The 20,683-nt window shown below is 71.0% G+C and carries 20 protein-coding genes and 1 pseudogene; 14 read left to right on the forward strand and 7 right to left on the reverse strand.

Features of this window, described 5'->3' with window-relative positions:
- Positions 1 to 36 precede the first annotated feature (36 nt).
- The 3 genes from AMK33_RS33195 to AMK33_RS33205 all read left to right on the forward strand — a co-directional run bounded on the left by AMK33_RS33195 (position 37) and on the right by AMK33_RS33205 (position 2,482).
- Positions 37 to 678 (forward strand): PadR family transcriptional regulator, encoded by a 642-nt coding sequence (locus AMK33_RS33195; protein ID WP_073936715.1) that lies wholly within the window; start codon positions 37 to 39, stop codon positions 676 to 678.
- Between the two features lie 74 nt (positions 679 to 752).
- Positions 753 to 1,718, forward strand: a complete 966-nt coding sequence (locus AMK33_RS33200) for an ATP-binding cassette domain-containing protein (RefSeq protein ID WP_073936716.1) — start codon at positions 753 to 755, stop codon at positions 1,716 to 1,718.
- A gap of 35 nt (positions 1,719 to 1,753) precedes the next feature.
- Complete coding sequence (locus AMK33_RS33205) at positions 1,754 to 2,482, forward strand: ABC transporter permease (RefSeq protein WP_073936795.1); 729 nt, start codon at positions 1,754 to 1,756, stop codon at positions 2,480 to 2,482.
- Positions 2,483 to 2,492: 10 nt separating this feature from the next.
- On the opposite strand, the gene AMK33_RS33210 is transcribed toward AMK33_RS33205, so the two are convergent.
- Both AMK33_RS33210 and AMK33_RS33215 read right to left on the reverse strand, forming a co-directional pair.
- A complete protein-coding gene (locus tag AMK33_RS33210) occupies positions 2,493 to 2,819 on the reverse strand; it encodes a hypothetical protein (protein WP_073936717.1) in 327 nt (108 codons plus the stop codon).
- Entirely contained in the window at positions 2,816 to 3,133 is a 318-nt protein-coding gene (locus tag AMK33_RS33215) for a hypothetical protein (protein WP_073936718.1), read from the reverse strand. The genes AMK33_RS33210 and AMK33_RS33215 overlap by 4 nt, the downstream gene beginning before the upstream one ends.
- Before the next feature lie 121 nt (positions 3,134 to 3,254).
- Between AMK33_RS33215 and AMK33_RS33220 the strand changes: the two genes are divergently transcribed.
- Together AMK33_RS33220 and AMK33_RS33225 are read left to right on the forward strand one after the other, a co-directional pair.
- On the forward strand, positions 3,255 to 4,049 hold the full coding sequence (locus AMK33_RS33220; RefSeq protein ID WP_073936719.1) for a helix-turn-helix domain-containing protein: 795 nt from the start codon (positions 3,255 to 3,257) through the stop codon (positions 4,047 to 4,049).
- The gene (locus AMK33_RS33225) at positions 4,042 to 4,263 is read left to right on the forward strand and encodes a DUF397 domain-containing protein (RefSeq protein WP_073936720.1); all 222 of its coding nucleotides are present in this window, start codon (positions 4,042 to 4,044) and stop codon (positions 4,261 to 4,263) included. Before AMK33_RS33220 ends, AMK33_RS33225 begins: the two co-directional genes overlap by 8 nt.
- A 128-nt stretch (positions 4,264 to 4,391) precedes the next feature.
- On the opposite strand, the gene AMK33_RS33230 is transcribed toward AMK33_RS33225, so the two are convergent.
- Complete coding sequence (locus tag AMK33_RS33230; protein ID WP_073936721.1) at positions 4,392 to 5,231, reverse strand: CPBP family intramembrane glutamic endopeptidase; 840 nt, start codon at positions 5,229 to 5,231, stop codon at positions 4,392 to 4,394.
- Between the two features lie 154 nt (positions 5,232 to 5,385).
- Here AMK33_RS33230 and AMK33_RS33235 point away from each other — a divergent pair.
- Positions 5,386 to 5,535 (forward strand): annotated as a pseudogene (locus AMK33_RS33235) (ABC transporter permease); the annotation flags it as partial.
- Here AMK33_RS33235 and AMK33_RS33240 read toward each other — a convergent pair.
- Together AMK33_RS33240 and AMK33_RS33245 are read right to left on the reverse strand one after the other, a co-directional pair.
- Entirely contained in the window at positions 5,532 to 6,929 is a 1,398-nt protein-coding gene (locus AMK33_RS33240) for a glutamate decarboxylase (RefSeq protein ID WP_073936722.1), read from the reverse strand. The pseudogene AMK33_RS33235 and the gene AMK33_RS33240 sit on opposite strands and share 4 nt — an antisense overlap.
- A gap of 88 nt (positions 6,930 to 7,017) precedes the next feature.
- Positions 7,018 to 8,295 (reverse strand): ion channel protein, encoded by a 1,278-nt coding sequence (locus tag AMK33_RS33245; protein WP_073936796.1) that lies wholly within the window; start codon positions 8,293 to 8,295, stop codon positions 7,018 to 7,020.
- Positions 8,296 to 8,396: 101 nt separating this feature from the next.
- Between AMK33_RS33245 and AMK33_RS33250 the strand changes: the two genes are divergently transcribed.
- The gene (locus AMK33_RS33250; RefSeq protein ID WP_073936723.1) at positions 8,397 to 9,158 is read left to right on the forward strand and encodes a MerR family transcriptional regulator; all 762 of its coding nucleotides are present in this window, start codon (positions 8,397 to 8,399) and stop codon (positions 9,156 to 9,158) included.
- Positions 9,159 to 9,347: 189 nt separating this feature from the next.
- Positions 9,348 to 10,250, forward strand: coding sequence for a DedA family protein (locus AMK33_RS33255; RefSeq protein WP_073936724.1), 903 nt, complete (start codon positions 9,348 to 9,350; stop codon positions 10,248 to 10,250).
- Between the two features lie 137 nt (positions 10,251 to 10,387).
- Here the strand turns inward: AMK33_RS33255 and AMK33_RS33260 are convergent, their stop codons facing one another.
- Positions 10,388 to 12,082: a threonine/serine exporter family protein gene (locus AMK33_RS33260; protein WP_073936725.1), complete on the reverse strand. Its 1,695-nt coding sequence runs from the start codon at positions 12,080 to 12,082 to the stop codon at positions 10,388 to 10,390.
- A gap of 138 nt (positions 12,083 to 12,220) precedes the next feature.
- Positions 12,221 to 12,712 carry an inorganic diphosphatase gene (locus AMK33_RS33265; RefSeq protein ID WP_030828087.1) on the reverse strand — a complete coding sequence of 164 codons (492 nt, stop codon included), beginning with the start codon at positions 12,710 to 12,712 and terminating at the stop codon, positions 12,221 to 12,223.
- A gap of 79 nt (positions 12,713 to 12,791) precedes the next feature.
- Here AMK33_RS33265 and dacB point away from each other — a divergent pair, with 79 nt between their 5' ends.
- From dacB to folE, 6 genes are all read left to right on the forward strand, one after another.
- A complete protein-coding gene (gene dacB, locus AMK33_RS33270; RefSeq protein ID WP_073936726.1) occupies positions 12,792 to 14,423 on the forward strand; it encodes a D-alanyl-D-alanine carboxypeptidase/D-alanyl-D-alanine endopeptidase in 1,632 nt (543 codons plus the stop codon).
- A gap of 255 nt (positions 14,424 to 14,678) precedes the next feature.
- A complete protein-coding gene (locus AMK33_RS33275; RefSeq protein ID WP_073936727.1) occupies positions 14,679 to 15,812 on the forward strand; it encodes a zinc-dependent metalloprotease in 1,134 nt (377 codons plus the stop codon).
- A gap of 192 nt (positions 15,813 to 16,004) precedes the next feature.
- Entirely contained in the window at positions 16,005 to 17,030 is a 1,026-nt protein-coding gene (gene tilS, locus AMK33_RS33280) for a tRNA lysidine(34) synthetase TilS (protein WP_073936728.1), read from the forward strand.
- A gap of 68 nt (positions 17,031 to 17,098) precedes the next feature.
- Positions 17,099 to 17,659, forward strand: coding sequence for a hypoxanthine phosphoribosyltransferase (hpt, locus tag AMK33_RS33285; RefSeq protein ID WP_030863364.1), 561 nt, complete (start codon positions 17,099 to 17,101; stop codon positions 17,657 to 17,659).
- Positions 17,660 to 17,846: 187 nt separating this feature from the next.
- Entirely contained in the window at positions 17,847 to 19,886 is a 2,040-nt protein-coding gene (ftsH, locus tag AMK33_RS33290; protein WP_073936729.1) for an ATP-dependent zinc metalloprotease FtsH, read from the forward strand.
- 142 nt (positions 19,887 to 20,028) lie between these two features.
- Entirely contained in the window at positions 20,029 to 20,634 is a 606-nt protein-coding gene (gene folE, locus AMK33_RS33295; RefSeq protein ID WP_073936730.1) for a GTP cyclohydrolase I FolE, read from the forward strand.
- Positions 20,635 to 20,683: the final 49 nt, after the last annotated feature.

Here is a 20,683-nt window from a genome sequence, read left to right on the forward strand (position 1 = left end):
CCCCGGGACCGCTCCCGGGGGTCCTACGCTGGGCACATGTCAGTGATCCGTCTCCTGGTGCTCGGCGCGGTGCGCCAGCACGGGCGGGCCCACGGGTACCAGGTGCGCAACGACCTGGAGTACTGGGGCGCGCACGAGTGGTCCAACGCCAAGCCCGGCTCGATCTACCACGCGCTGAAGCAGATGGCGAAGCAGGGGCTGCTGCACGCGCACGAGATCGCGCCGTCCACGGCCGGTGGCCCGCCGCGCACGGAGTACGAGATCACCGAGCAGGGCGCCGAGGAGTACTTCCGGCTGCTGCGGGAGGCCCTGACCTCCTACGACCAGAAGCCGGACGTGCTCTCGGCGGGGCTCGGCCTGATGGTCGACCTGGAGCGCGCGGAGGCCCTCGCGCTGCTCGAGCAGCGGATGCGTGCGATCGGGGAGTGGCGCAAGGCCGTCACCGAGTACTACACGCCCGAGGACGGCCCCGGTCAGCTCGGCCACATCGGGGAGATCATGGACTTCTGGGTCCACTCCGCCGACACCGGCGCCGAGTGGACCCGCTCCCTCATCGAGCGCATCCGGGGCGGCGCCTACACCTTCGCCGGTGAGGGCGAGCCGTTCGTCGGAGTTCTGGCCGAGGGCGAGGAGAACCCGTACGGGACGGGGAAGCGGCATCCCGGGGACGACGACTAATCAAGTTTGACCAGAGAGGGGTTCGGGTATACGGTCCAGGCTGGTAGTCAACTTTGACTAGCGAGGGGATTCGAGTGTCCGACGCGGCGATCACCGTCGAGGAAGCACGCAAGACATACAGGGGCGGCAGCGGTGGCCCCGCACTGGACGGGCTCGACCTGACGGTCGCGCGCGGCACGGTGCACGGGGTGCTCGGTCCGAACGGCGCGGGCAAGACCACCCTGGTGAGGATCCTGGCCACCCTGCTGCGGCCCGACGCGGGCCGGATCGAGGTGGCGGGACACGACGTCGTGCGCGAGGCGTACGCCGTACGGCTGCGCATCGGCCTGCTCGGCCAGCACGCGGCGCTCGACGAGGAACTCGGCGGCCGGCAGAACCTGGAGCTGTTCGGCCGCCTGCACCACCTGGGCGCGCGACGCGCACGCGCGCGTGCCGGTGAACTCCTGGAGCGCTTCGAGCTCTCCGGCACCGGACACAAGGCGGTCAAGCAGTACAGCGGCGGCATGCGCCGCCGCCTGGACCTCGCCGCCTCCCTGATCACCGAACCGGAGGTGCTCTTCCTGGACGAACCGACCACGGGCCTCGACCCGCGCGGCCGCGCGGAGGTGTGGGAATCGGTCCGCTCCCTGGTCGGAGGCGGTACGACGGTCCTGCTCACCACCCAGTACCTGGAGGAGGCCGACCAGCTCGCCGACCGCATCTCCCTGGTGGACGCCGGCCGGGTCGTCGCCGACGGCACGGCGGACGAGCTCAAGGCGGCCATCGGCGGCGACCGCATCGACGTCGTCCTGCGCGACGCCGGGCAACTGGGCACGGCCGTCGCCCTGCTCCCCGTACCGAAGGACGCGATCACGGTGGACACCGACCGGCGGCTGCTCAGCGCCCCGGTCACCGACCGCATGGCGGCCCTGGCCGGGGTCGTCCGCGCGCTGGAGGAGGCCGGTGTCGAGGCCGAGGACATCGCCCTGCGCAGGCCCACGCTCGACGAGGTGTTCCTGCGGCTGACCGGGCACGACGACCGAGCGAAGGAGGCCGCGTGACCACCACGACGTACGCCCTGACCGACTCCTGGACCATGACCCGCCGCGAACTCGCCCGCTGGGGGCGGCAGCCGGTCGCGGTGGTGGTGAACCTGGTCTTCCCGGTGATGCTGCTGCTGATGTTCGGCTACCTGGTCGGCGGCGGCCGGGGCGTGAGCGGCGAGTACCTCGACTTCCTGGTGCCCGGCATGCTCGCGCTCACCATGGCCTTCGGCCTGGAGGGCACGATGGTCGCCGTCACCCAGGACCTGAACAAGGGTGTCATCGACCGCTTCCGCTCCATGCCCATGGCCAACGGCGCGGTCCTGGTGGGCCGTTCCGCCGCGGACATGCTCCAGTCGGCGCTCGGCCTGGCGGTGCTCCTCGCCGTCGCCGCCGCGCTCGGCTGGCGCGCGCAGGGCGGCCCGGCGGGCTTCCTGGGCGCCGTGGGACTGCTGCTGCTGTTCCGGTTCGCGATGCTGTGGATCGGCATCCACCTGGCGCTGGTCGCCGGGAAGCCGGAACTGGTGCAGGCCGTGCAGATCCTGGTCTGGCCGGTCGGCTTCCTGTCCAACGCCTTCGCCGCCCCCGGGTCCATGCCCGACTGGCTGGGCACGGTCGTCCAGTGGAACCCCCTGTCCCAGACCGCCACGGCCGTGCGCGACCTGTTCGGCGGCCCCGGCGGCGAACCGGGGCACGTGTGGGCCGCCGTCGTATGGCCGCTGGCGCTGCTGGCGGTGTTCTTCCCGCTGGCGGTACGACGGTTCGCGCGGCTCAGCCGGTGAGGGCGGGGCTTCAGCCGTCCGGACCCGTACCGGCGTCGAGGTCCGCGTACACGCACAGGCGGGCGCCCCTGCTCTCCGCGATGCGGCACACGTCGGTCAGGGCCTCGCCCATGCGGGCCAGCAGGTAGCGGAGCTGGACGGCGCTCACGTGCTCCTCGTCGTGGAGCATGTCGGCGAGATGGGCGAGCAGGTCGGCGGCCATGTCGAGCTGGACGCCCTCGGCGATGTCGGCGGCCCGGGAGAGGCGTCCGCTGCCGTCGGTCAGGAGGTAGCAGGGCTTGCCTTCGGGGCCGGTCCAGGGCAGGAGACGGGCGGGGGTGAGGGCGTGGTGTGTCATGCGGTCAGTCCCAGGCAGTGCGTCGGGTGCGGGGGCAGATGGATGCCCTGAGGGGCGATCAGCAGGGAACGGCGCCGGGCTTGTCGGCGCCGTTCCCGTTCCCGTTCTCGGCGCTCGTGCGCGATGACGTAGGGGCGTACGAGGCTGTGGTCCTCGCCGCGAAGGGGGCGCGCGCCGAACCGGTGTGGGGCGGGGCCCTCGGTGGGCGGGGGCGGGGGGTCGTATCCGTCCCGTGCGTCGAGCCGGCGTCGTCCGGTACCGGGGGAGACGAGGCTGAGCAGCGGTTCGAGGAGACGGGCGATGAGGCCGAGCATGGTGTGACTCCGTGGTCGACGTCGCGTTCTGTAGCGATCGACATACAGAGTGAAACGGCCCGTATTAGGCTCGCCAGAGGGTTCGGCGTGACAGAGCATTTGTCACAGAGGAGTTGATCTCGTGGGCACCAACTACGGCGAGTGGCTCAAGGAGCAGCGCGAGGCGGCGGGGCTGACGCAGCAGCAACTGGCCGAGGCGGCGGTCATGACTCGAACGCACATCGCGCACATCGAGGCGGGCCGCCGGGTGCCGTCGAAGGAGGACGCGCGGCGGCTGGACAACGCGCTGGGCACGGGGAATGTGCTGAGCAGTTTCCTGCCACAGAACGATCGCGCGGTCGCCGACCACTTCGAAGCGGCGCGAGCGTTCGAGCAGCAAGCCACGATGATCCGTGAGTTCGCTCTGTCCTATGTGCCAGGCATCCTTCAAACGGAAAGGTACATGCGTGCGGTTCTGGGCGTTGCCTTCCCTCCTCTGGGGGAAGAGGAATGTGACAGGGCCGTTGTCACACGGCTGGAGCGGGCGGAGATCCTGGCAGATCCGGTGACGCCCGTAGTGTGGGCCCTGCTGGACGAGGCCATACTGCGTCGGCCGGTTGGTGGGGCGGAAGTTATGGCGGAGCAGATCATGCACGTTGTTCGCTTGGCCGAGGCGAATCGCGTTCGTGTGCACGTGATGCCCTTCGGCCTGGGTGCCCACCCACTGCTGCAGAACATGCTGACCCTCATGGGGTTCGAAGACCAGCCGCCGGTGGCCTACGTCGAGGGTTTGCACACGGGCGTGGTGCATGATTCCCCGGCGATGGTCGAGCGGTTCCGGGACACTTACGATCTTGCGCTGGGTGATGCCCTGCCTCAGCGTGAGTCACTGGCCCTCATGAGAGCGACAGCGAAGGACTACGGACACCATGACTGAGCACAGCATCCCGGACGCGTCCATAGCGACCGGTTGGCGCAAATCGTCGTACAGCGGGCCCGACCAGGGCAGCTGTGTCGAGGTGTTGGACCACTTTCCCTCTGGCGTCCCCGTACGCGACTCGAAGAACCCCCACGGACCCGCCGTGATCGTTCCGGCGTCCGCCTGGTCGACGTTCGTCACGGCGATCAGGAGCGGCGGCTTCCCCTCCTGACCACCCGCTGACTCACGGCCACGCGTCCGCCCTGGCCTCCGTTGTCCAACGCGGAGGGTTGTCGAGGATCCAGCCCCCGCTCGTAGGGTGAGCGGGGGCCAGATCTCATGGTCGGCGGGCACAGGGTGTCAGCGGTGCCCGCGGCGCATGGGTACCAGGTTGCCGCGCCGGTGGGCGGCGATGAGCATGGGGATCGCGAGCAGCACGCTGACGATGACGGGCACGATCGACGCCTCCAGGCCGAACTCTCCGCCGGTCACCAGGTCGGGGCCGGTCGGAGTGGTGGTCATCAGGCCCTCCGAGGCGTGGCCGGAGACGGGGATGCCGATCAGGCCCAGGGCGGTGTTCCAGGCGAAGTGCAGGCCCACGACGAACCAGATGCTGCGCTTCCACAGGAACGCGGCACCGAGGAGGACGCCGGCCTCGATGGCGATCGCGGTCGAGCTCCACAGCGTGGCGCCCGGGTTGGCCGCGTGCAGTCCGCCGAACAGTGCCGCGGTGATCGCCAGAGCCGCCCAGCTGCCGCACATCTTCTCCAGCGCCTGGAGGGCGAGGCCGCGGAAGAGCAGTTCCTCGGTCACGGCGGCGCCGACCTGTATCGCGGCCATGCTCGCCACGATCGACAGGCCGTTACCGGGCCGTTCGTCGAACGAGAATTCGGTGAGGAGCGTGAGCATCGACACGCTGATGAGCCCGAAGCCGATCACGGCACCGGACAACGTCCGTGTCACGGCCCCCGACTTCGCGATCTCCGGTACGTCCCGCCGGGCGACGTAGCGCATGACCGCCCAGTAGACGACAACCGCCACGACCGCACCCACGACGGCGACCACCCCACCCACCGAGACCAGGCTGGACACCAGGCCCACACCCACTATCCCGGTCAGCATCCAGCCGAGGGGAGACTGGAGGAAGCGGCCACCCTTTTGGCGTGTGGGCTGGGGGGACGTGGTGTGCGTCGTGCTCATGGTGACCTCCGTATGGCATCGTCCGCGTGCCTTCCGCGACCTGCCGAGAACGCTATGAGGGCGGTGACGTCTCCGAATCGCCCCTGAGTGGACAGGTCCGAGTAGCTCCCACGGGGGACACGGGGGTACCGGCGCCGGACGCCCTGACCGACTCCTGTCCCAGACCGCCACGGCCGTGCGCGACCTGTTCGGCGGCCCCGGCGGCGAACCGGGGCACGTGTGGGCCGCCGTCGTATGGCCGCTGGCGCTGCTGGCGGTGTTCTTCCCGCCGGCGGTGCGCCGGTTCTCGCGGCTCAGCCGCTAGTGATGGAAGCCGGTGGCCGCGTTCCTGTCGTGGGTGAGGGGACGCGGCTGCCGGCGCAGTCCCGGCAGCAGCCGGGTCAGGTCCTCGGCGAACACGTCCGCGAGGTCCTCGGAGAAGCCGTTGCGGCACACCACGCGGAGTACGGAGAGGTCCTGGCGGTTCGCCGGGAAGGTGTACGCGGGCACCAGCCAGCCGCTCTCCCGCATCCGCCGGGACACGTCGAAGACGTCGTACGCCGTCACGTCGTCGGCGGTCGTGAACGCGAACACCGGGAGCTGGTCGCCCCGCGTGAGCAGCCGGAAGTCGCCGAGCGCTCCGATCCGTTCCGCGAGCCCCCGCGCGACGTCCCGCGCGGCCTGCTGCACCGCGCGGTAGCCCTCCCGGCCGAGCCGCAGGAACGTGTAGTACTGCGCCACGACCTGCGCGCCCGGCCGGGAGAAGTTCAGCGCGAAGGTCGGCATGTCGCCGCCCAGGTAGTTGACCCGGAAGACCAGTTCCTCGGGCAGTGCGTCCGCGTCCCGCCACAGCGCCCAGCCGACACCCGGGTACACCAGCCCGTACTTGTGCCCCGAGGTGTTGATGGACGCCACGCGCGGGAGGCGGAAGTCCCACACCAGGTCCTCGTCGAGGAAGGGCGCGACCATCGCACCGGACGCCCCGTCGACGTGCACCGGGATGTCGAGGCCGGTGCGCTCCTGGAGCTCGTCCAGCGCGGCGCACAGGTCGGCGATCGGCTCGTACGACCCGTCGAAGGTGGAGCCCAGTACGCCGACGACCCCGATGGTGTTCTCGTCGCACAGCTCGGCGGCGGCCCGCGGGTCGAGGTGGAACCGCTCGCCCTCCATGGGCACCTGACGGGGCTCCACCTCCCAGAAGGTGCAGAACTTGTCCCAGCAGACCTGCACGTTGACGCCCATGACGAGGTTGGGCCGGGCGCCCCGCGCGGGAGCACGCCCGCTCCAGCGGCGCTTCAGCGCCATTCCGGCGAGCATGCACGCCTCGCTCGAACCGGTCGTCGAACAGCCCACGGCCGCCGCCGGATCGGGCGCGTGCCACAGGTCGGCGAGCATCGCCACACAGCGCCGCTCCAGCTCGGCGGTGCGCGGGTACTCGTCCTTGTCGATCATGTTCTTGTCCCGGCACTCCGCCATCAGACGGCCGGCCTCCGGCTCCATCCAGGTGGTGACGAAGGTGGCCAGGTTCAGCCGCGCGTTGCCGTCCAGCATCAGCTCGTCGTGCACGAGCTGGTACGCCGTCGAGGGCGCCATGGGCGTGTCGGGCAGCCGGTGCTTGGGCGGCGCCTCGGTCATGTCCCCGACCGGATTGGCCGGCCCCAGGAAGGGGTTGACGGACACGGGGCGCTCGTCGTGCTGCGGGCCTTTGTGGAGCGGCATGGGGGTCTCCTTGATTTCGGGGGCGACGGGAGCGATGGGGGCGACGGGAGCGATGGGGGCGACGGGGGCGGGGAGAGGCGGGGGAAGGTCATCGCACGGCCGTGCCGTCCTCCCGCAGCTGCATCAGCGGGCGCCCCGTCACCAGCAGCCAGGCCGGCAGCGAGGCGACGCACAGCAGGGCGAGGATCCCGGGGGAGGCGACCAGGACGGCGGCGACGAACAGGCTCACCCAGCCCTGCCGGGTGACGGCCAGCAGGATCCCCAGCACGGCCGCCGACACGCCCACCGCCGGCTGCACCCCGGGCACCAGGGCGTGCGCGCACAGCCCGAGCGCGGTGCCGACGAACACCGCCGGGAAGATCCGCCCGCCCCGGAAGCCGCAGGACGCGGCGACGAGCAGTGCGGCCAGCTTCACCACCGTCATCGTGGCGAACTCGCCCGCCGACCAGCCGTCGGGGTCGCGCGCCAGCTCCGCGATCTCGTCGAGCCCCTTGAACAGGGTCAGATGCCCGCCCAGGGCCGCCAGGGCGCCCAGCACCAGCCCGCCGACGGGAAGCATCAGCATCGGATGCCGCAGCCGCCGGAACGCCCCGTGGACGTACGGGAAGGCGTACACGGCGCACATGCCGAGCAGCGCGCCCACCGGGGCCACCACGAGGGACGCCAGCAGGTCGCCCCAGCCGGGCCGCCCGAACGGCGGCAGATGGAGATCGAAACTCGGCCGCGACACCAGCGAGGTGGTGAGCGCACCGGCCCCGGCGGCCGCCAGCGGCGCGAAGAGGCTGTCCCACAGCCGCCCCTTGATCCGCTGCCCGGCCAGCGCCTCGGAGATGACCAGTGCGGCGGCCACCGGCGTACCGAACAGCGCGCCGATCGTCCCGGCCTCCGCCAGCGCCACCCAGCTCCGCTCTTGGGTCTGGGGGAAGGCCCTGAGCCCCGCCCAGACCGCCAGCGAGACGTTCACGGCGATGATCGGGTTCTCGGGCCCCAGGCTCGGCCCGCCGGCCAGTACGAACGCCGTCGCCAGCAGCAGCCCCGGCAGCACCGCGGGCGGCAGCACGGGCGCGTCGAGACCGGTGGTCGCCGGGTCGGGGCCCGCGTGTCCCGGCGCCTTCCACACCACCAGCCCGACCGCGATCCCGGTGGCGAGAAGCATCACGAACATCCACGGCACGGAGTACCCGCCGACGCCGAGGGCGTCCGGCACGTCCTGCCAGAGCACGTCCTGCAGCTCCTCGGCCGCCGTGCTCACCCCCACCAGGACCAGGCTCGTCACCACGCCCACGACCAGCGCGGGGACGACGGCCGGCAGCAGGGCGCGTGCCGGGGCGGCGGAGGGTGCCTGCTGCGTGCTGTCCTGGGCCACGCGCACACGATAAAGGGGCAAGCCGGGCAAATCATTAACCGGCTTGCACCTCACGTGGCGTGAGGACCCAGGCTGGAGCGCGTACCGAGAAGGGAGCGGAAGTGAGCTACTCCGTGGGACAGGTGACCGGATTCGCCGGTGTCACCGTGCGCACCCTGCACCACTACGACGACATCGGCCTGCTCGTCCCGAGCGGGCGCAGCCACGCGGGGCACCGGCGCTACAGCGACGCCGACCTCGACCGGCTGCAGCAGATCCTGTTCTACCGCGAGCTCGGCTTCCCGCTCGACGAGGTCGCCGCCCTGCTCGACGACCCGGACGCGGACCCGCGCGCGCATCTGCGCCGGCAGCACGAACTGCTGACCGCCCGGATCGAGAAGCTGAAGAAGATGGCGGCGGCCGTGGAACACGCCATGGAGGCACGCAAGATGGGAATCAATCTGACGCCCGAGGAGAGGTTCGAGGTGTTCGGGGACAAGGACCCCGAGCAGTACGCCGCCGAGGCGGAGGAACGCTGGGGCGGCACCGAGGCGTACGCCGAGTCGCAGCGCCGCGCGGCGAGCTACACCAAGGAAGACTGGAAGCGCGTCCAGGCCGAGGTCGACGACTGGCAGGAGCGGTACACCGCCCTGGTGGCCGCCGGAGGGCAGCCGTCCGGCGAGGCGGCCATGGACCTGGCCGAGGAGCACCGGCAGCACGTCAGCAAATGGTACTTCGAGGTGCCGTACGAGATGCACAAGTGTTTCGCGGAGATGTACGTCTCCGACGAGCGCTTCAAGGCGTACTACGACTCCATGCGGCCCGGTCTCGCCGAGCACCTCAGGGAGGCGATCCTCGCCAACGCCGCGCGGCACACCGCCTGAGCGTCGTGGCCCGGCTCACATCCGGGCCACGACCTGCGGGTTGCTCCCCGCACCACGGCTCGCGGCTTTCTCCGGGACGGGTCACAGGGCATCCTGGGTACCCCCGCGGAACCTGGGCCCCGACGGCTGCGTTCATAATTTGGGCAGCCAGCCCAGCCCTTACCCCCCAGCTGCAGGAGCCACATCCCCGTGACCACGCTTGCGCTCGGCCCTGAGTGGCTGAGCCCGGACTACCTGATCGAGACCTTCAGCCTGCCCGGCATCCTGCTGATCGTCTTCGCGGAGTCCGGACTCTTCGCGTTCCTGCCCGGTGACTCCCTGCTGTTCACGGCGGGTCTCTTCGTGGCCGAGGGCAATTACATCAGCCAGCCGCTGTGGCTGGTGTGCACGCTGATCGTGCTGGCCGCCGTCATCGGCGACCAAGTCGGTTACATGATCGGCAAGTTCTTCGGGCCCAAGCTGTTCAACCGGCCGAACTCCAAGCTCTTCAAACAGGAGAACCTGGAGAAGGCGCACGAGTTCATGGAGAAGTACGGCCCCAAGGCGATCGTCCTGGCCCGCTTCGTGCCGATCGTGCGCACGTTCGCGCCCATCGTGGCCGGCGCCGGCCGCATGAAGTACCGCACGTTCTTCACATACAACCTCATCGGCGGTGTCGCCTGGGGCTGCGGTGTCACCCTCGCGGGCTACTGGCTCGGGCAGATCGAGTTCATCAAGACCAACGTCGAGCCGATCCTCGTCCTGATCGTCCTCGTCTCCGTGGTGCCGATCATCATCGAGTACCTGCGCGAGCGCGGAAAGAAGAAGCGCGCCGCCGCCGAAACCCCGGCCACCGCCCCGCAGCAGCCCCAGCGCCCCGAGTACCCCCAGCACCCGGTCATGGACGACGCCACGACCCAGCTGCGCCGCATCACCCCGCCCACCCCGCAGCACCCCCAGCAGCAGCACTACGGCGACCAGGGATACCCCCAGCAGGGCTACCAGCAGCCCCAGCAGCCGTACGGCGACCAGGGCTACCCGCAGCAGCAGCCCCAGCAGCCGTACGGCGACGAGTACTACAACCAGCAGCAGCCTTACAACCGCGGTCACTGAACCGACCTGAGGGGCGCGGGGCTGTGTCGATATGCGGCTCCGCCGCGTGGGCGCGAGCAACCCCCGACGTCCCGCGGCCGCCCATCCTCAGCAAGCCCCGAGCCGGATGGCGCCCGGCGTCAAAACCGCGCCCGGCGCTAGAAGCCCCGCGTCCGCTTCGCCGCCCGGCGCTTCTCCGCGGACCCGATCCGCAGGAAGATCCGCGAGATCTCCGACCCGAGGTTCACCCCGATCGCGATGGCCATGGCCAGTGCCACGGCCTTCGTGAGGTACGACAGCCCCGAGTCGACCTCGTTCTGGGCGATCCCCAGCAGACCGAAGTACGTCGCGGAACCGGGCAGCAGCGGCCCGATCGCCGCCGTGGTGTACGGCAGCGCGGACGCGAACCGGTACCGGGCCAGCAACTGCCCGAACAGGCCCACGAGGCCCGCCGCCGCGGTCGTGGAGACCACCGGCGAGATGTCGCCCGTGTAGTGCATCGCGCCGTACACCACCCAGGCGACCCCGCCGTTCAGGGTCGCCATCAGCACGGTGGACCGTTCCTGCTGGAGCAGCACCGCGAAGGCCAGTGACAGCAGCATCGACGCGGCGATCTGCCACAGCGGATCGTCGGAGACGCCGAGCGCCGCGTCCGGGTTCAGCCTGGCGCCCAGCTGCACGCCGAAGTACAGCACCGTCAGCACCCCGGCCACGATGCCCACGAAGAAGTACAGGACCTCCAGCAGACGCGCGGACGCCGTGATGTAGAAGCCGGTCAGGCCGTCCTGCACGCCGGCCACCAGCGCCCGCCCGGGCAGCAGCGCGAACAGCCCACCGGTGATCACCGCGGACGCCTTCACGTCCGCGTGCGCCAGCGTCAGCGCCACCCCGATCGCGGCCGGCGGCATCGCGGCCACCGTGAACTGGTAGAACTCCGGCAGTCCGCGCCCCGCGCACAGCCAGGCCAGCCGGTCGCCGAGCATCGCGCCGACCGCGGCCGACACGAACACCAGGAAGCCACCGCCGACGAGCACCGAGGCCGCCCCCGCGAGCAGTCCGCTCGCCGCGGTCAGCGCCCAGCCGGGGTACGGGTGCCGGTTGCGGCGGATCTCCGCCAGCCGGCGGTAGGCCTCCTCCAGGGAGACGTGCGTCTCGTCGTCGCTGAGGTCGTCCACCAGTTGGTAGACGGCCGCCAGCCGGGTGTAGTCGGGGCTGCGGCGCCGCACCGTGCGCGACGCGGTCACCGGGTCGTCGACCAGGGACGGCTGGTGGGAGATCGACAGCAGAGTGAACGTGACGTTGGGCTCGCAGCGGTCCAGGCCGTAGGAGCGGCACACGGCGAACATCGCCGCCTCCACGTCCTCGGCGCCCTCACCGCCGGCCAGCAGCAGCTCGCCGATGCGCAGGGTCAAGTCGAGCACGCGCGGCACGGCCGGCCCGGTCTCGTCGTGCCGCTGCACCGGTTCCGGAGCCGGCCGCTCGGTCACCGGCATGCGCAGCATGGTGCGCATCCGGTCCTGCCACGGCACGTCCTTGGCCAGGCTGACCAGCGGGATCCCGCTCGCCGGGGTGAACGCGGCCGACTGCTTCGCGCTGTAGGTGCTCGGCGTGCTGAACGCCGACCCCTCCGTCCCGTCCGGGGGCGGCGGGGCCACGTCCAGACCGTCCGGAACGGCGAACTCGGAGGTCGTCTCGGACTCCGTACCGGCCTTCGGGACGGCCAGCCCGTCGGGAACGGCGAACTCGGACGTCGTCGACGATTCGGCCTCGGCCGGCGCCGCGACACCGGCGGGAGGCGTGAACGCGCTCCTCGCCTCGTCCGACTGCGGCTTGCGGTCCTCCGCGTCCGTCACCTGCTCCGCTCTCCCTTTACGACACCGTCCGTGAGACCGTCCGTAAGCCTGCCCCGTACAGCCTCAGTATGCGCACGCACAGCAAAACGGGCCGCACGCGCGCGTGCGGCCCGTTTCTGCGTCGCGCAGCGGGAGGGCTCAGTGGCCGCCCGTCTCCTTGAAACGCTTGTAGGACCGCTCGATCTCCGCCTCGGCGTCCACCCGGCCGACCCAGTTGGCGCCCTCGACCGACTTGCCCGGCTCCAGGTCCTTGTAGACCTCGAAGAAGTGCTGGATCTCCAGGCGGTCGAACTCGGACACGTGGTGGATGTCACGCAGGTGCTCCACGCGCGGGTCCGTCGACGGGACGCAGAGCAGCTTGTCGTCGCCGCCGGCCTCGTCCGTCATCCGGAACATGCCGATCGCGCGGCAGCGGATCAGGCAGCCCGGGAACGTCGGCTCGTCCAGGATGACCAGCGCGTCCAGCGGGTCGCCGTCCTCGCCGAGGGTGTTCTCGACGAAGCCGTAGTCGGTCGGGTAGGCGGTCGAGGTGAAGAGCCGACGGTCCAGGCGGATCCGACCCGTCTCGTGGTCCACCTCGTACTTGTTCCGCGAACCCTTCGGGATCTCGATCGTGACGTCGAACTCCACCGGACGCTCCTCCATGATCAGCACATAGTTCTGGTGATTAAGTGTCCCTCACGCAGGTGTGTGATCGCGAAAGGGGCTGGTGGTCGTGCCAGAGCTGAGGCCTTGGCGGGCCGCGGGACCGCACGTCGTGCGGATCGCGGACGCCGTACGACCTCGTCTCGCCCGGGCCGCGGAGACCGTACGACCACGTCTGGCGCGCGTCGCCGCGGCCGTCGGGCCACGGTTCGCGCGGCCGGGCCGGCCGGGATCACCGCAGGTCCCGCGGGTCGCGCGGCCGAAGACCTGGCAGTTCACCGCGACCGCCGCCACCGCCGGTCTGGCGCTGGCCGCGGGTGTGGTGACCGCCGCCGGTCCCTGGGACTCCTCGGGTCAGCGTACGGCCGAGCGGGACCGGGCCGTGACCCTGGAAGCCGCGCGTGGCACAGATCACGGCGGCACCCGCGCCCACGCCGGTACGCCGCCCCGCGGACCCCGGGCCGTCCCGCCGGCCGTCTCCGTGCTCACCGGCCTCGGCGGCACCGCCACCACCGTGAAGTCGGCGCCCGGCGGCAAGGCCCTCGGCACCGTCCTCGACCCGCTGCTGAAGAACCCGGCGCTCGGCCGCCGCTCCGCCGCCGTGGTCGACGTGGCCACCGGCGAACGGCTCTACGGCACCGGCTCCGGGGACGCGCTCACCCCCGCCTCCACCACCAAGATCGCCACCGCCGTCGCCGCGCTCTCCGCGATGGGCGCCGACCACCGCCTCACCACCCGCGCGGTGTACGAACCCGACACCGGGGAGGTCGTCCTGGTCGGCGGCGGCGACCCCACGCTCACGGCCCGCAAGGAGGCCGACGGTCTCGCGAGCCTGCGCGACCTCGCGGAGCGGACCGCCGCCGCCCTGGCCAAGCGCGGGGTGCGCGAGGTGACGCTGTCGTACGACACGACCCTCTACAAGGGCACCACGATCCACCCGATCGGGGTCAACCCGAACCTCGCGGCCGTCACCCCCCTGATGGTCGACGAGGCCCGCACCGACGGCTCCACCAGCGGGCCGGCCCCGCGGGTCGCGGACCCGGCGGCCGACGCCGCGCGGAAGTTCGGGGACCTGCTGAAGGAGCACGGAGTCAAGGCCACACCCCCCGGCCCCTCGAAGGCCACCACCCGCGCCTCCACCCTCGCCACGGTCTCCTCACCCCCGCTGGCCGCCCTCGTCGAGCGGATGCTGACCAACAGCGACAACGACCTCGCCGAGGCCCTCGCCCGCCACACCGCCCTGGCCACCGGCGAGAGCGCCGACTTCGCGGGCGCCGGCGCGGCGATCACCGCCCGTCTGAAGCACCTCGGGCTCCCTCTGAAGGACGCCGGAATCGCCATCAGGGACGGCAGCGGCCTCGACCGGCGCGACAAACTCACCGCCGGCCTCCTCACCGCCCTGCTCGTCAAGGCCGGCGACCCGGCCCACCCCGAGCTGCGCCCCGCCCTCACCGGCCTGCCCGTCGCCGGCTTCACCGGCACCCTCGCCGGCCGCTACACCGACGGCGCGGCCGGCGTCGTACGCGCCAAGACCGGCACGCTCACCGGCGTCAACACACTGGCGGGCACGGTCGTCGACAAGGACGGCCGCCTCCTGGCCTTCGCCTTCCTGGCGAACGACACCACCGCCCCCACGGCAGCCCAGTCCGCCCTGGACAAGGCAGCAACGGCCCTGGCGGCGTGCGGCTGCCGGTGACCTTCAAAAGGGGACTGGGCACAAAGGGGCTCGGGGAACTGCGCGAAGGGGGTCTGGGGGCGAAGCCCCCAGGGACGGGACGGGAAGGGGCGGCGGGGGCGAAAAACCCGAGGCACGACGACCGCCCGCACCGCCCGGAACCGACGTCGGCTTCCCGAGGTGCGCGCGAACCGCGCAAACGCAAAGGGGACCGGGAGTCACCCCCGTCACCTCGCCGTCCTGCCCGGAACCGGGCCACTCACGTACCGTTGACGCATGACGAGCATCGGTGGTGCTGCCTCTTCCGGGATGGTCGACTGGAATCTCGCGGTCGCGACCGCGACCCGGCTCATGCGGCCGGGCCCCGACGTGAGCCGCGACGAGGCCAGGGCCGTCGTCGCGGAACTGCGCCGGCACGCGAAAGCCTCGGAGGAACACGTCCGGGGCTTCACTCGTCTGGGCACCGAGGAGACCCACGACACCCCCGTCCTCGTCGTCGACCGCCCCGGCTGGGTCCGGGCCAACGTCGCCGGCTTCCGCGAACTGCTCAAACCGCTCCTCGACAAGATGCAGGAACGGCGCGGCACCAGCCCCGGCAACGTGGTCCTCGGCGCCGTCGGCGGCAAGGTCACAGGCGTGGAGCTGGGCATGCTGCTGTCCTTCCTCGCCTCCCGCGTCCTCGGCCAGTACGAGACCTTCGCCCCCGCCACCCGCGACCTCCCGGCCGGTGCGAACGGCGCCGGCCGGCTGCTGCTCGTCGCCCCCAACATCGTCCACGTCGAACGCGAACTCGACGTCGAACCGCACGACTTCCGCCTGTGGGTGACCCTCCACGAGGAGACCCACCGCACCCAGTTCACCGCCGTGCCCTGGCTGCGGGACCACCTGGAGGGCGAGATCCAGTCGTTCCTGGGGGAGACCGACGTCGACCCCATGACCGTCCTGGAACGCGTCCGCGAGGCCGCCCAGTCGCTCGCCGGAGGCCGTCCCGAGGGTGAGGAGGGCGACGAGGGGCGCTCCCTCGTCGAGCTCGTGCAGACCCCCGCCCAGCGTGAGATCCTCGGCCGGCTCACCGCCGTGATGTCCCTGCTGGAGGGCCACGCCGACTTCGTGATGGACGGCGTCGGCCCCGCCGTCGTGCCGAGCGTCGCCGAGATCCGCGAGAAGTTCCAGCAGCGCCGCGCCAAGGGCGCCTCCCGCCTGGACATGGCCCTGCGCAAGCTGCTCGGCCTGGACGCCAAGCTCCGCCAGTACCGCGACGGCGAACGCTTCGTGCGCGCCGTCGTCGAGGAGGTCGGCATGGACGGCTTCAACCGGGTGTGGACCTCGCCCAACACGCTCCCCACCAAGGCGGAGATCGCCAAACCGGCGGACTGGATCACACGGGTGCACCGCAAACCGGAAGCCTGAGCACCGCGCACCGTCATGCGCCGCACACGGCCGACGGCAGACGGGCGCCCCTCCAATCACCCGTCCGAGGGACCGTGAGTCCTGAGTAGGCGTGCAATGCTCGGGGAACGGCCCGGTTCTGTCACCATCTACACACTCTGAGTGACCGAACCTCGGGCTCACCCCCCGACAACTTCATGAAGGGAACCGGACATGGGTCCCCATCCTGCGGTCGCGGCGATACGCCTGGCGGTCCGCCGCGTCCTGACCGACATCCTCGACGACCACGGCCGAGCCCCCGGCCGCGCACTGCACGAGCGGCCGCCCTCCCCGCTCGTGCTCGTGGCCTGCTCCGGCGGCGCCGACTCCATGGCGCTCGCCTCCGCCCTCGCCTTCGAAGCCCCCCGCCTCGGCGTCCGCGCCGGCGGCGTCACCGTCGACCACGGCCTCCAGGCCGGCTCCGACCTGCGCGCCGCCGAAGTCGCTTCCCGCCTGCGCGAACTCGGCCTCGACCCCGTCGAGTCCGCCGCCGTCACCGTCGGCCGGGGCGGCGGCCCGGAGGCCGCCGCCCGGGACGCCCGCTACGCCGCCCTGGACGCCGCCGCCGAACGGCACGGCGCCACCGCCGTCCTGCTCGGCCACACCCGCGACGACCAGGCCGAGACCGTCCTGCTCGGCCTCGCCCGCGGCTCCGGCATCCGCTCCCTGTCCGGAATGGCCGCGGTCTCGGGGGCCGACGGCCGTTACCGGCGCCCCTTCCTCCAGCTCGACCGGCAGACCGCCCGCAAGGCCTGCATGGTCCAGTCCCTGCCCGTCTGGGACGACCCGCACAACGCCGACCCCGCCTACACCCGCTCCCGGCTCCGCCACGAGGGCCTGCCCGCCCTGGAGAAGGCCCTCGGCAAGGGCGTCGTCGAGGCCCTCGCCCGTACGGCCCAGCTCTCCCGCGACGACGCGGACGCCCTCGACGCCTGGGCCGGCCGGGCCGAGGCCGGCGTCCGCGACGCCGACGGCCGCCTGGAGTGCGCCGCGCTGCACGACCTGCCGCCCGCCGTGCGCCGCCGTGTGCTGCGCCGCGCCGCCATCGAGGCCGGCGCGCCGGCCGGTTCGCTGTTCGCCCGCCACATCGAGGAAGTCGACCGGCTGATCACCGGCTGGCGCGGTCAGGGGGCCATCAATCTCCCCGGCCGGGTCGTGGCCCGCCGGCAGGGTGGCAGACTGGTGATTCGGCAGGGCTGAATCCGGACCCCACCGACCCGTACGAGTCGCGGGACGGACCGGACCGGCCGGTGGGACGACCGAAAGTGATGCGGGTGGACGCGAAAGACATGGGTGCCGACCTCGAGAAGGTGCTCATCACCAAGGAAGAGATCGACGCCAAGCTGGCGGAGCTGGCCGCGAAGATCGACGCGGAGTACGCGGGCAAGGACCTGCTGATCGTCGGCGTGCTCAAGGGCGCGGTGATGGTGATGGCCGACCTCGCGCGGGCGCTGTCCACCCCCGTCACGATGGACTGGATGGCCGTGTCCTCGTACGGGGCGGGCACCCAGTCCTCCGGTGTGGTGCGGATCCTCAAGGACCTCGACACCGACATCAAGGGCCGGCACGTCCTGATCGTCGAGGACATCATCGACTCCGGACTGACCCTGTCCTGGCTGATCTCCAACCTCGGCTCGCGCGAGCCCGCCTCCCTCAAGGTGTGCACGCTGCTGCGCAAGCCCGACGCCGCCAAGGTCGCCATCGACGTGGAATGGGTCGGCTTCGACATTCCCAACGAATTCGTCGTCGGCTACGGCCTCGACTACGCCGAGAAGTACCGCAACCTCCCGTTCGTCGGTACGCTCGCGCCTCACGTCTACGGCGGCTGAACCCCGGGGCCGGGCCCGCCGTACGTGATCGGGAACCCCGGCGGGCTCCGCGGCGTTGGAGCATGCGTGGACGCGATTGCCGGCTGTCCCCCGCAGCTTCGGGGGACAAAGCTGGGGTACCGTCCGAAGAACAGTCTTTATCAAACTCACTATGGCAGGAGGGACGGGGCGGCACCGCTCCGTATGGATGGACGTGAAGCGATACTTCCGTGGGCCGGTCATGTGGATCGTGCTGGCCGTCCTCGCCGTGGTCGTGTTGATGCAGGTCGTCGGCTCGTCCGGCGGCTACAAGACGGTGGACACCGGCGAGGTCGTCCAGGCGATCAATGAGAACAAGGTCGAGTCGGCCAAGCTGACCACCGGCGACGAGCAGATCATCAAGGTCCAGCTCAAGGACGGCGTCGAGGTCAAGGACAGCTCGAAGATCCAGGCGAGCTACATCGGCGACCAGGGCGTCACCATCGCCAGCACGCTGCAGGACAAGTTCCAGAACAAGCAGATCCCGGACGGCTACACGGTCTCGCCGTCCAAGCAGAACGCGTTCGTGAGCATTCTGCTGTCCCTGCTGCCCTTCGTCCTCATCGTGGTCGTCTTCCTGTTCCTGATGAATCAGATGCAGGGCGGCGGCTCCCGCGTCATGAACTTCGGCAAGTCCAAGGCGAAGCTCATCACCAAGGACACCCCGAAGACGACGTTCTCCGACGTCGCGGGATCGGACGAGGCGGTGGAGGAGCTCCACGAGATCAAGGAGTTCCTGCAGGAGCCGGCGAAGTTCCAGGCCGTCGGAGCGAAGATCCCCAAGGGCGTCCTGCTCTACGGCCCGCCCGGTACCGGTAAGACCCTGCTCGCGCGTGCCGTCGCGGGCGAGGCCGGTGTGCCGTTCTACTCGATCTCCGGTTCCGACTTCGTCGAGATGTTCGTCGGTGTCGGTGCCTCCCGGGTCCGTGACCTGTTCGAGCAGGCCAAGGCCAACGCCCCCGCGATCGTCTTCGTCGACGAGATCGACGCGGTCGGCCGCCACCGCGGCGCCGGCCTCGGCGGTGGTCACGACGAGCGTGAGCAGACCCTGAACCAGCTCCTCGTCGAGATGGACGGCTTCGACGTCAAGGGCGGCGTGATCCTCATCGCCGCGACGAACCGGCCCGACATCCTCGACCCGGCGCTGCTGCGTCCCGGCCGCTTCGACCGCCAGATCGCGGTCGACCGCCCGGACATGCAGGGCCGCCTCGAGATCCTCAAGGTGCACCAGAAGGGCAAGCCGGTCGCCCCGGACGTCGACCTGTCGGCCGTCGCCCGCCGCACCCCCGGCATGACCGGTGCCGACCTGGCCAACGTGCTGAACGAGGCCGCGCTGCTGACCGCGCGCAGCGATCAGAAGCTGATCGACAACAAGATGCTGGACGAGGCGATCGACCGTGTGGTCGCGGGCCCGCAGAAGCGGACCCGGATCATGTCGGACAAGGAGAAGAAGATCACCGCGTACCACGAGGGCGGACACGCCCTGGTGGCGGCGGCCTCCCCGAACTCCGACCCCGTCCACAAGATCACGATCCTCTCCAGAGGCCGTGCCCTCGGCTACACGATGGTGCTCCCGGACGAGGACAAGTACTCGACCACGCGCAACGAGATGCTGGACCAGCTCGCCTACATGCTGGGCGGCCGTGCGGCCGAGGAGCTCGTCTTCCACGACCCGACCACCGGTGCCGCCAACGACATCGAGAAGGCCACCGGTGTGGCCCGTGCGATGGTCACGCAGTACGGCATGACCGAGCGGCTCGGCGCCATCAAGTTCGGCGGCGACAACTCCGAGCCGTTCCTCGGGCGTGAGATGGCTCACCAGCGCGACTACTCGGAAGAGGTCGCCGCGCTGGTCGACGAAGAGGTCAAGAAGCTCATCGAGACCGCGCACAACGAGGCGTGGGAGATCCTCGTCGAGAACCGTGACGTCCTCGACAACCTGGTCCTGGCCCTCCTGGAGCGGGAGACGCTGGGCAAGGAGGAGATCGCCGAGATCTTCGCGCCGATCGTCAAGCGTCCGCCCAGGCCCGCCTGGACCGGTTCCTCCCGCCGTACGCCGTCCACCCGCCCGCCGGTCCTCTCCCCCAAGGAGCTGGCCCTGACGAACGGGGCGAACGGCGCGACGCCGGCCATCACCACCGCCAAGAGCACCGCGGCGGACCCCGCCCCGGCGCCGGAGCGGACCCCGGAGGAACGCCCCGAGAGCTGATCCCGAGGCTCCCGGTGGTCCCACCGGGCCCGGAATGGATGCCGCGCCCCCCTGGTTCTAGCCTGGGGGGCGCGGCATTCTCCGTACCCGCAGTTGAGACGCGTGCCCCTCACGCGCGAAGGCACAGGAACGAGGCACCCACATGACCGACCCCGTGACGCTGGACGGCATGGCCACCATCGGCGAGTTCGACGAGAAGCGGGCCCGGAACGCCGTACGTGAGCTTCTGATCGCCGTCGGCGAGGACCCCGACCGGGAGGGTCTGCTGGAGACACCGGCGCGGGTGGCGCGGGCGTACCGGGAGATATTCGCGGGGCTGTGGCAGAAGCCCGAGGACGTGCTGACGACGACGTTCGACCTCGGTCACGACGAGATGGTGCTGGTCAAGGACATCGAGGTGTACTCGACCTGCGAGCACCATCTGGTGCCGTTCCGGGGTGTGGCGCACGTCGGGTACATCCCGGCCACCAGCGGGAAGATCACGGGACTGTCCAAGCTGGCCCGGCTGGTGGACGTCTACGCCCGCCGCCCGCAGGTGCAGGAACGACTCACCACGCAGATCGCGGACTCCCTGATGGAGATCCTGGAGCCGCGCGGGGTGATCGTGGTCGTGGAGTGCGAGCACATGTGCATGTCGATGCGGGGCATCCGCAAGCCCGGTGCGAAGACCCTCACCTCGGCCGTGCGCGGCCAGCTGCGGGACGCGACGACGCGCAACGAGGCGATGAGCCTGATCATGGCGCGCTGACGTGACGCGCGCCACGCGCCGACGCGGGCGGGCCTGAGACTCCGGGCCG

This window comes from Streptomyces sp. CB02400, from assembly GCF_001905725.1.
GTDB classification, from domain to species: domain Bacteria; phylum Actinomycetota; class Actinomycetes; order Streptomycetales; family Streptomycetaceae; genus Streptomyces; species Streptomyces atrovirens.

Coding starts and splice junctions, on each gene's coding strand:
- AMK33_RS33195 (WP_073936715.1), top strand. CDS start 37: ATGTCAGTGATCCGTCTCCTGGTGCTCGGCGCGGTGCGCCAGCACGGG.
- AMK33_RS33205 (WP_073936795.1), top strand. CDS start 1,754: ATGACCCGCCGCGAACTCGCCCGCTGGGGGCGGCAGCCGGTCGCGGTG.
- AMK33_RS33210 (WP_073936717.1), bottom strand. CDS start 2,819: ATGACACACCACGCCCTCACCCCCGCCCGTCTCCTGCCCTGGACCGGC.
- AMK33_RS33215 (WP_073936718.1), bottom strand. CDS start 3,133: ATGCTCGGCCTCATCGCCCGTCTCCTCGAACCGCTGCTCAGCCTCGTC.
- AMK33_RS33225 (WP_073936720.1), top strand. CDS start 4,042: ATGACTGAGCACAGCATCCCGGACGCGTCCATAGCGACCGGTTGGCGC.
- AMK33_RS33230 (WP_073936721.1), bottom strand. CDS start 5,231: ATGAGCACGACGCACACCACGTCCCCCCAGCCCACACGCCAAAAGGGT.
- AMK33_RS33240 (WP_073936722.1), bottom strand. CDS start 6,929: ATGCCGCTCCACAAAGGCCCGCAGCACGACGAGCGCCCCGTGTCCGTC.
- AMK33_RS33275 (WP_073936727.1), top strand. CDS start 14,679: ATGACGAGCATCGGTGGTGCTGCCTCTTCCGGGATGGTCGACTGGAAT.
- tilS (WP_073936728.1), top strand. CDS start 16,005: ATGGGTCCCCATCCTGCGGTCGCGGCGATACGCCTGGCGGTCCGCCGC.
- hpt (WP_030863364.1), top strand. CDS start 17,099: ATGCGGGTGGACGCGAAAGACATGGGTGCCGACCTCGAGAAGGTGCTC.
- ftsH (WP_073936729.1), top strand. CDS start 17,847: ATGGACGTGAAGCGATACTTCCGTGGGCCGGTCATGTGGATCGTGCTG.
- folE (WP_073936730.1), top strand. CDS start 20,029: ATGACCGACCCCGTGACGCTGGACGGCATGGCCACCATCGGCGAGTTC.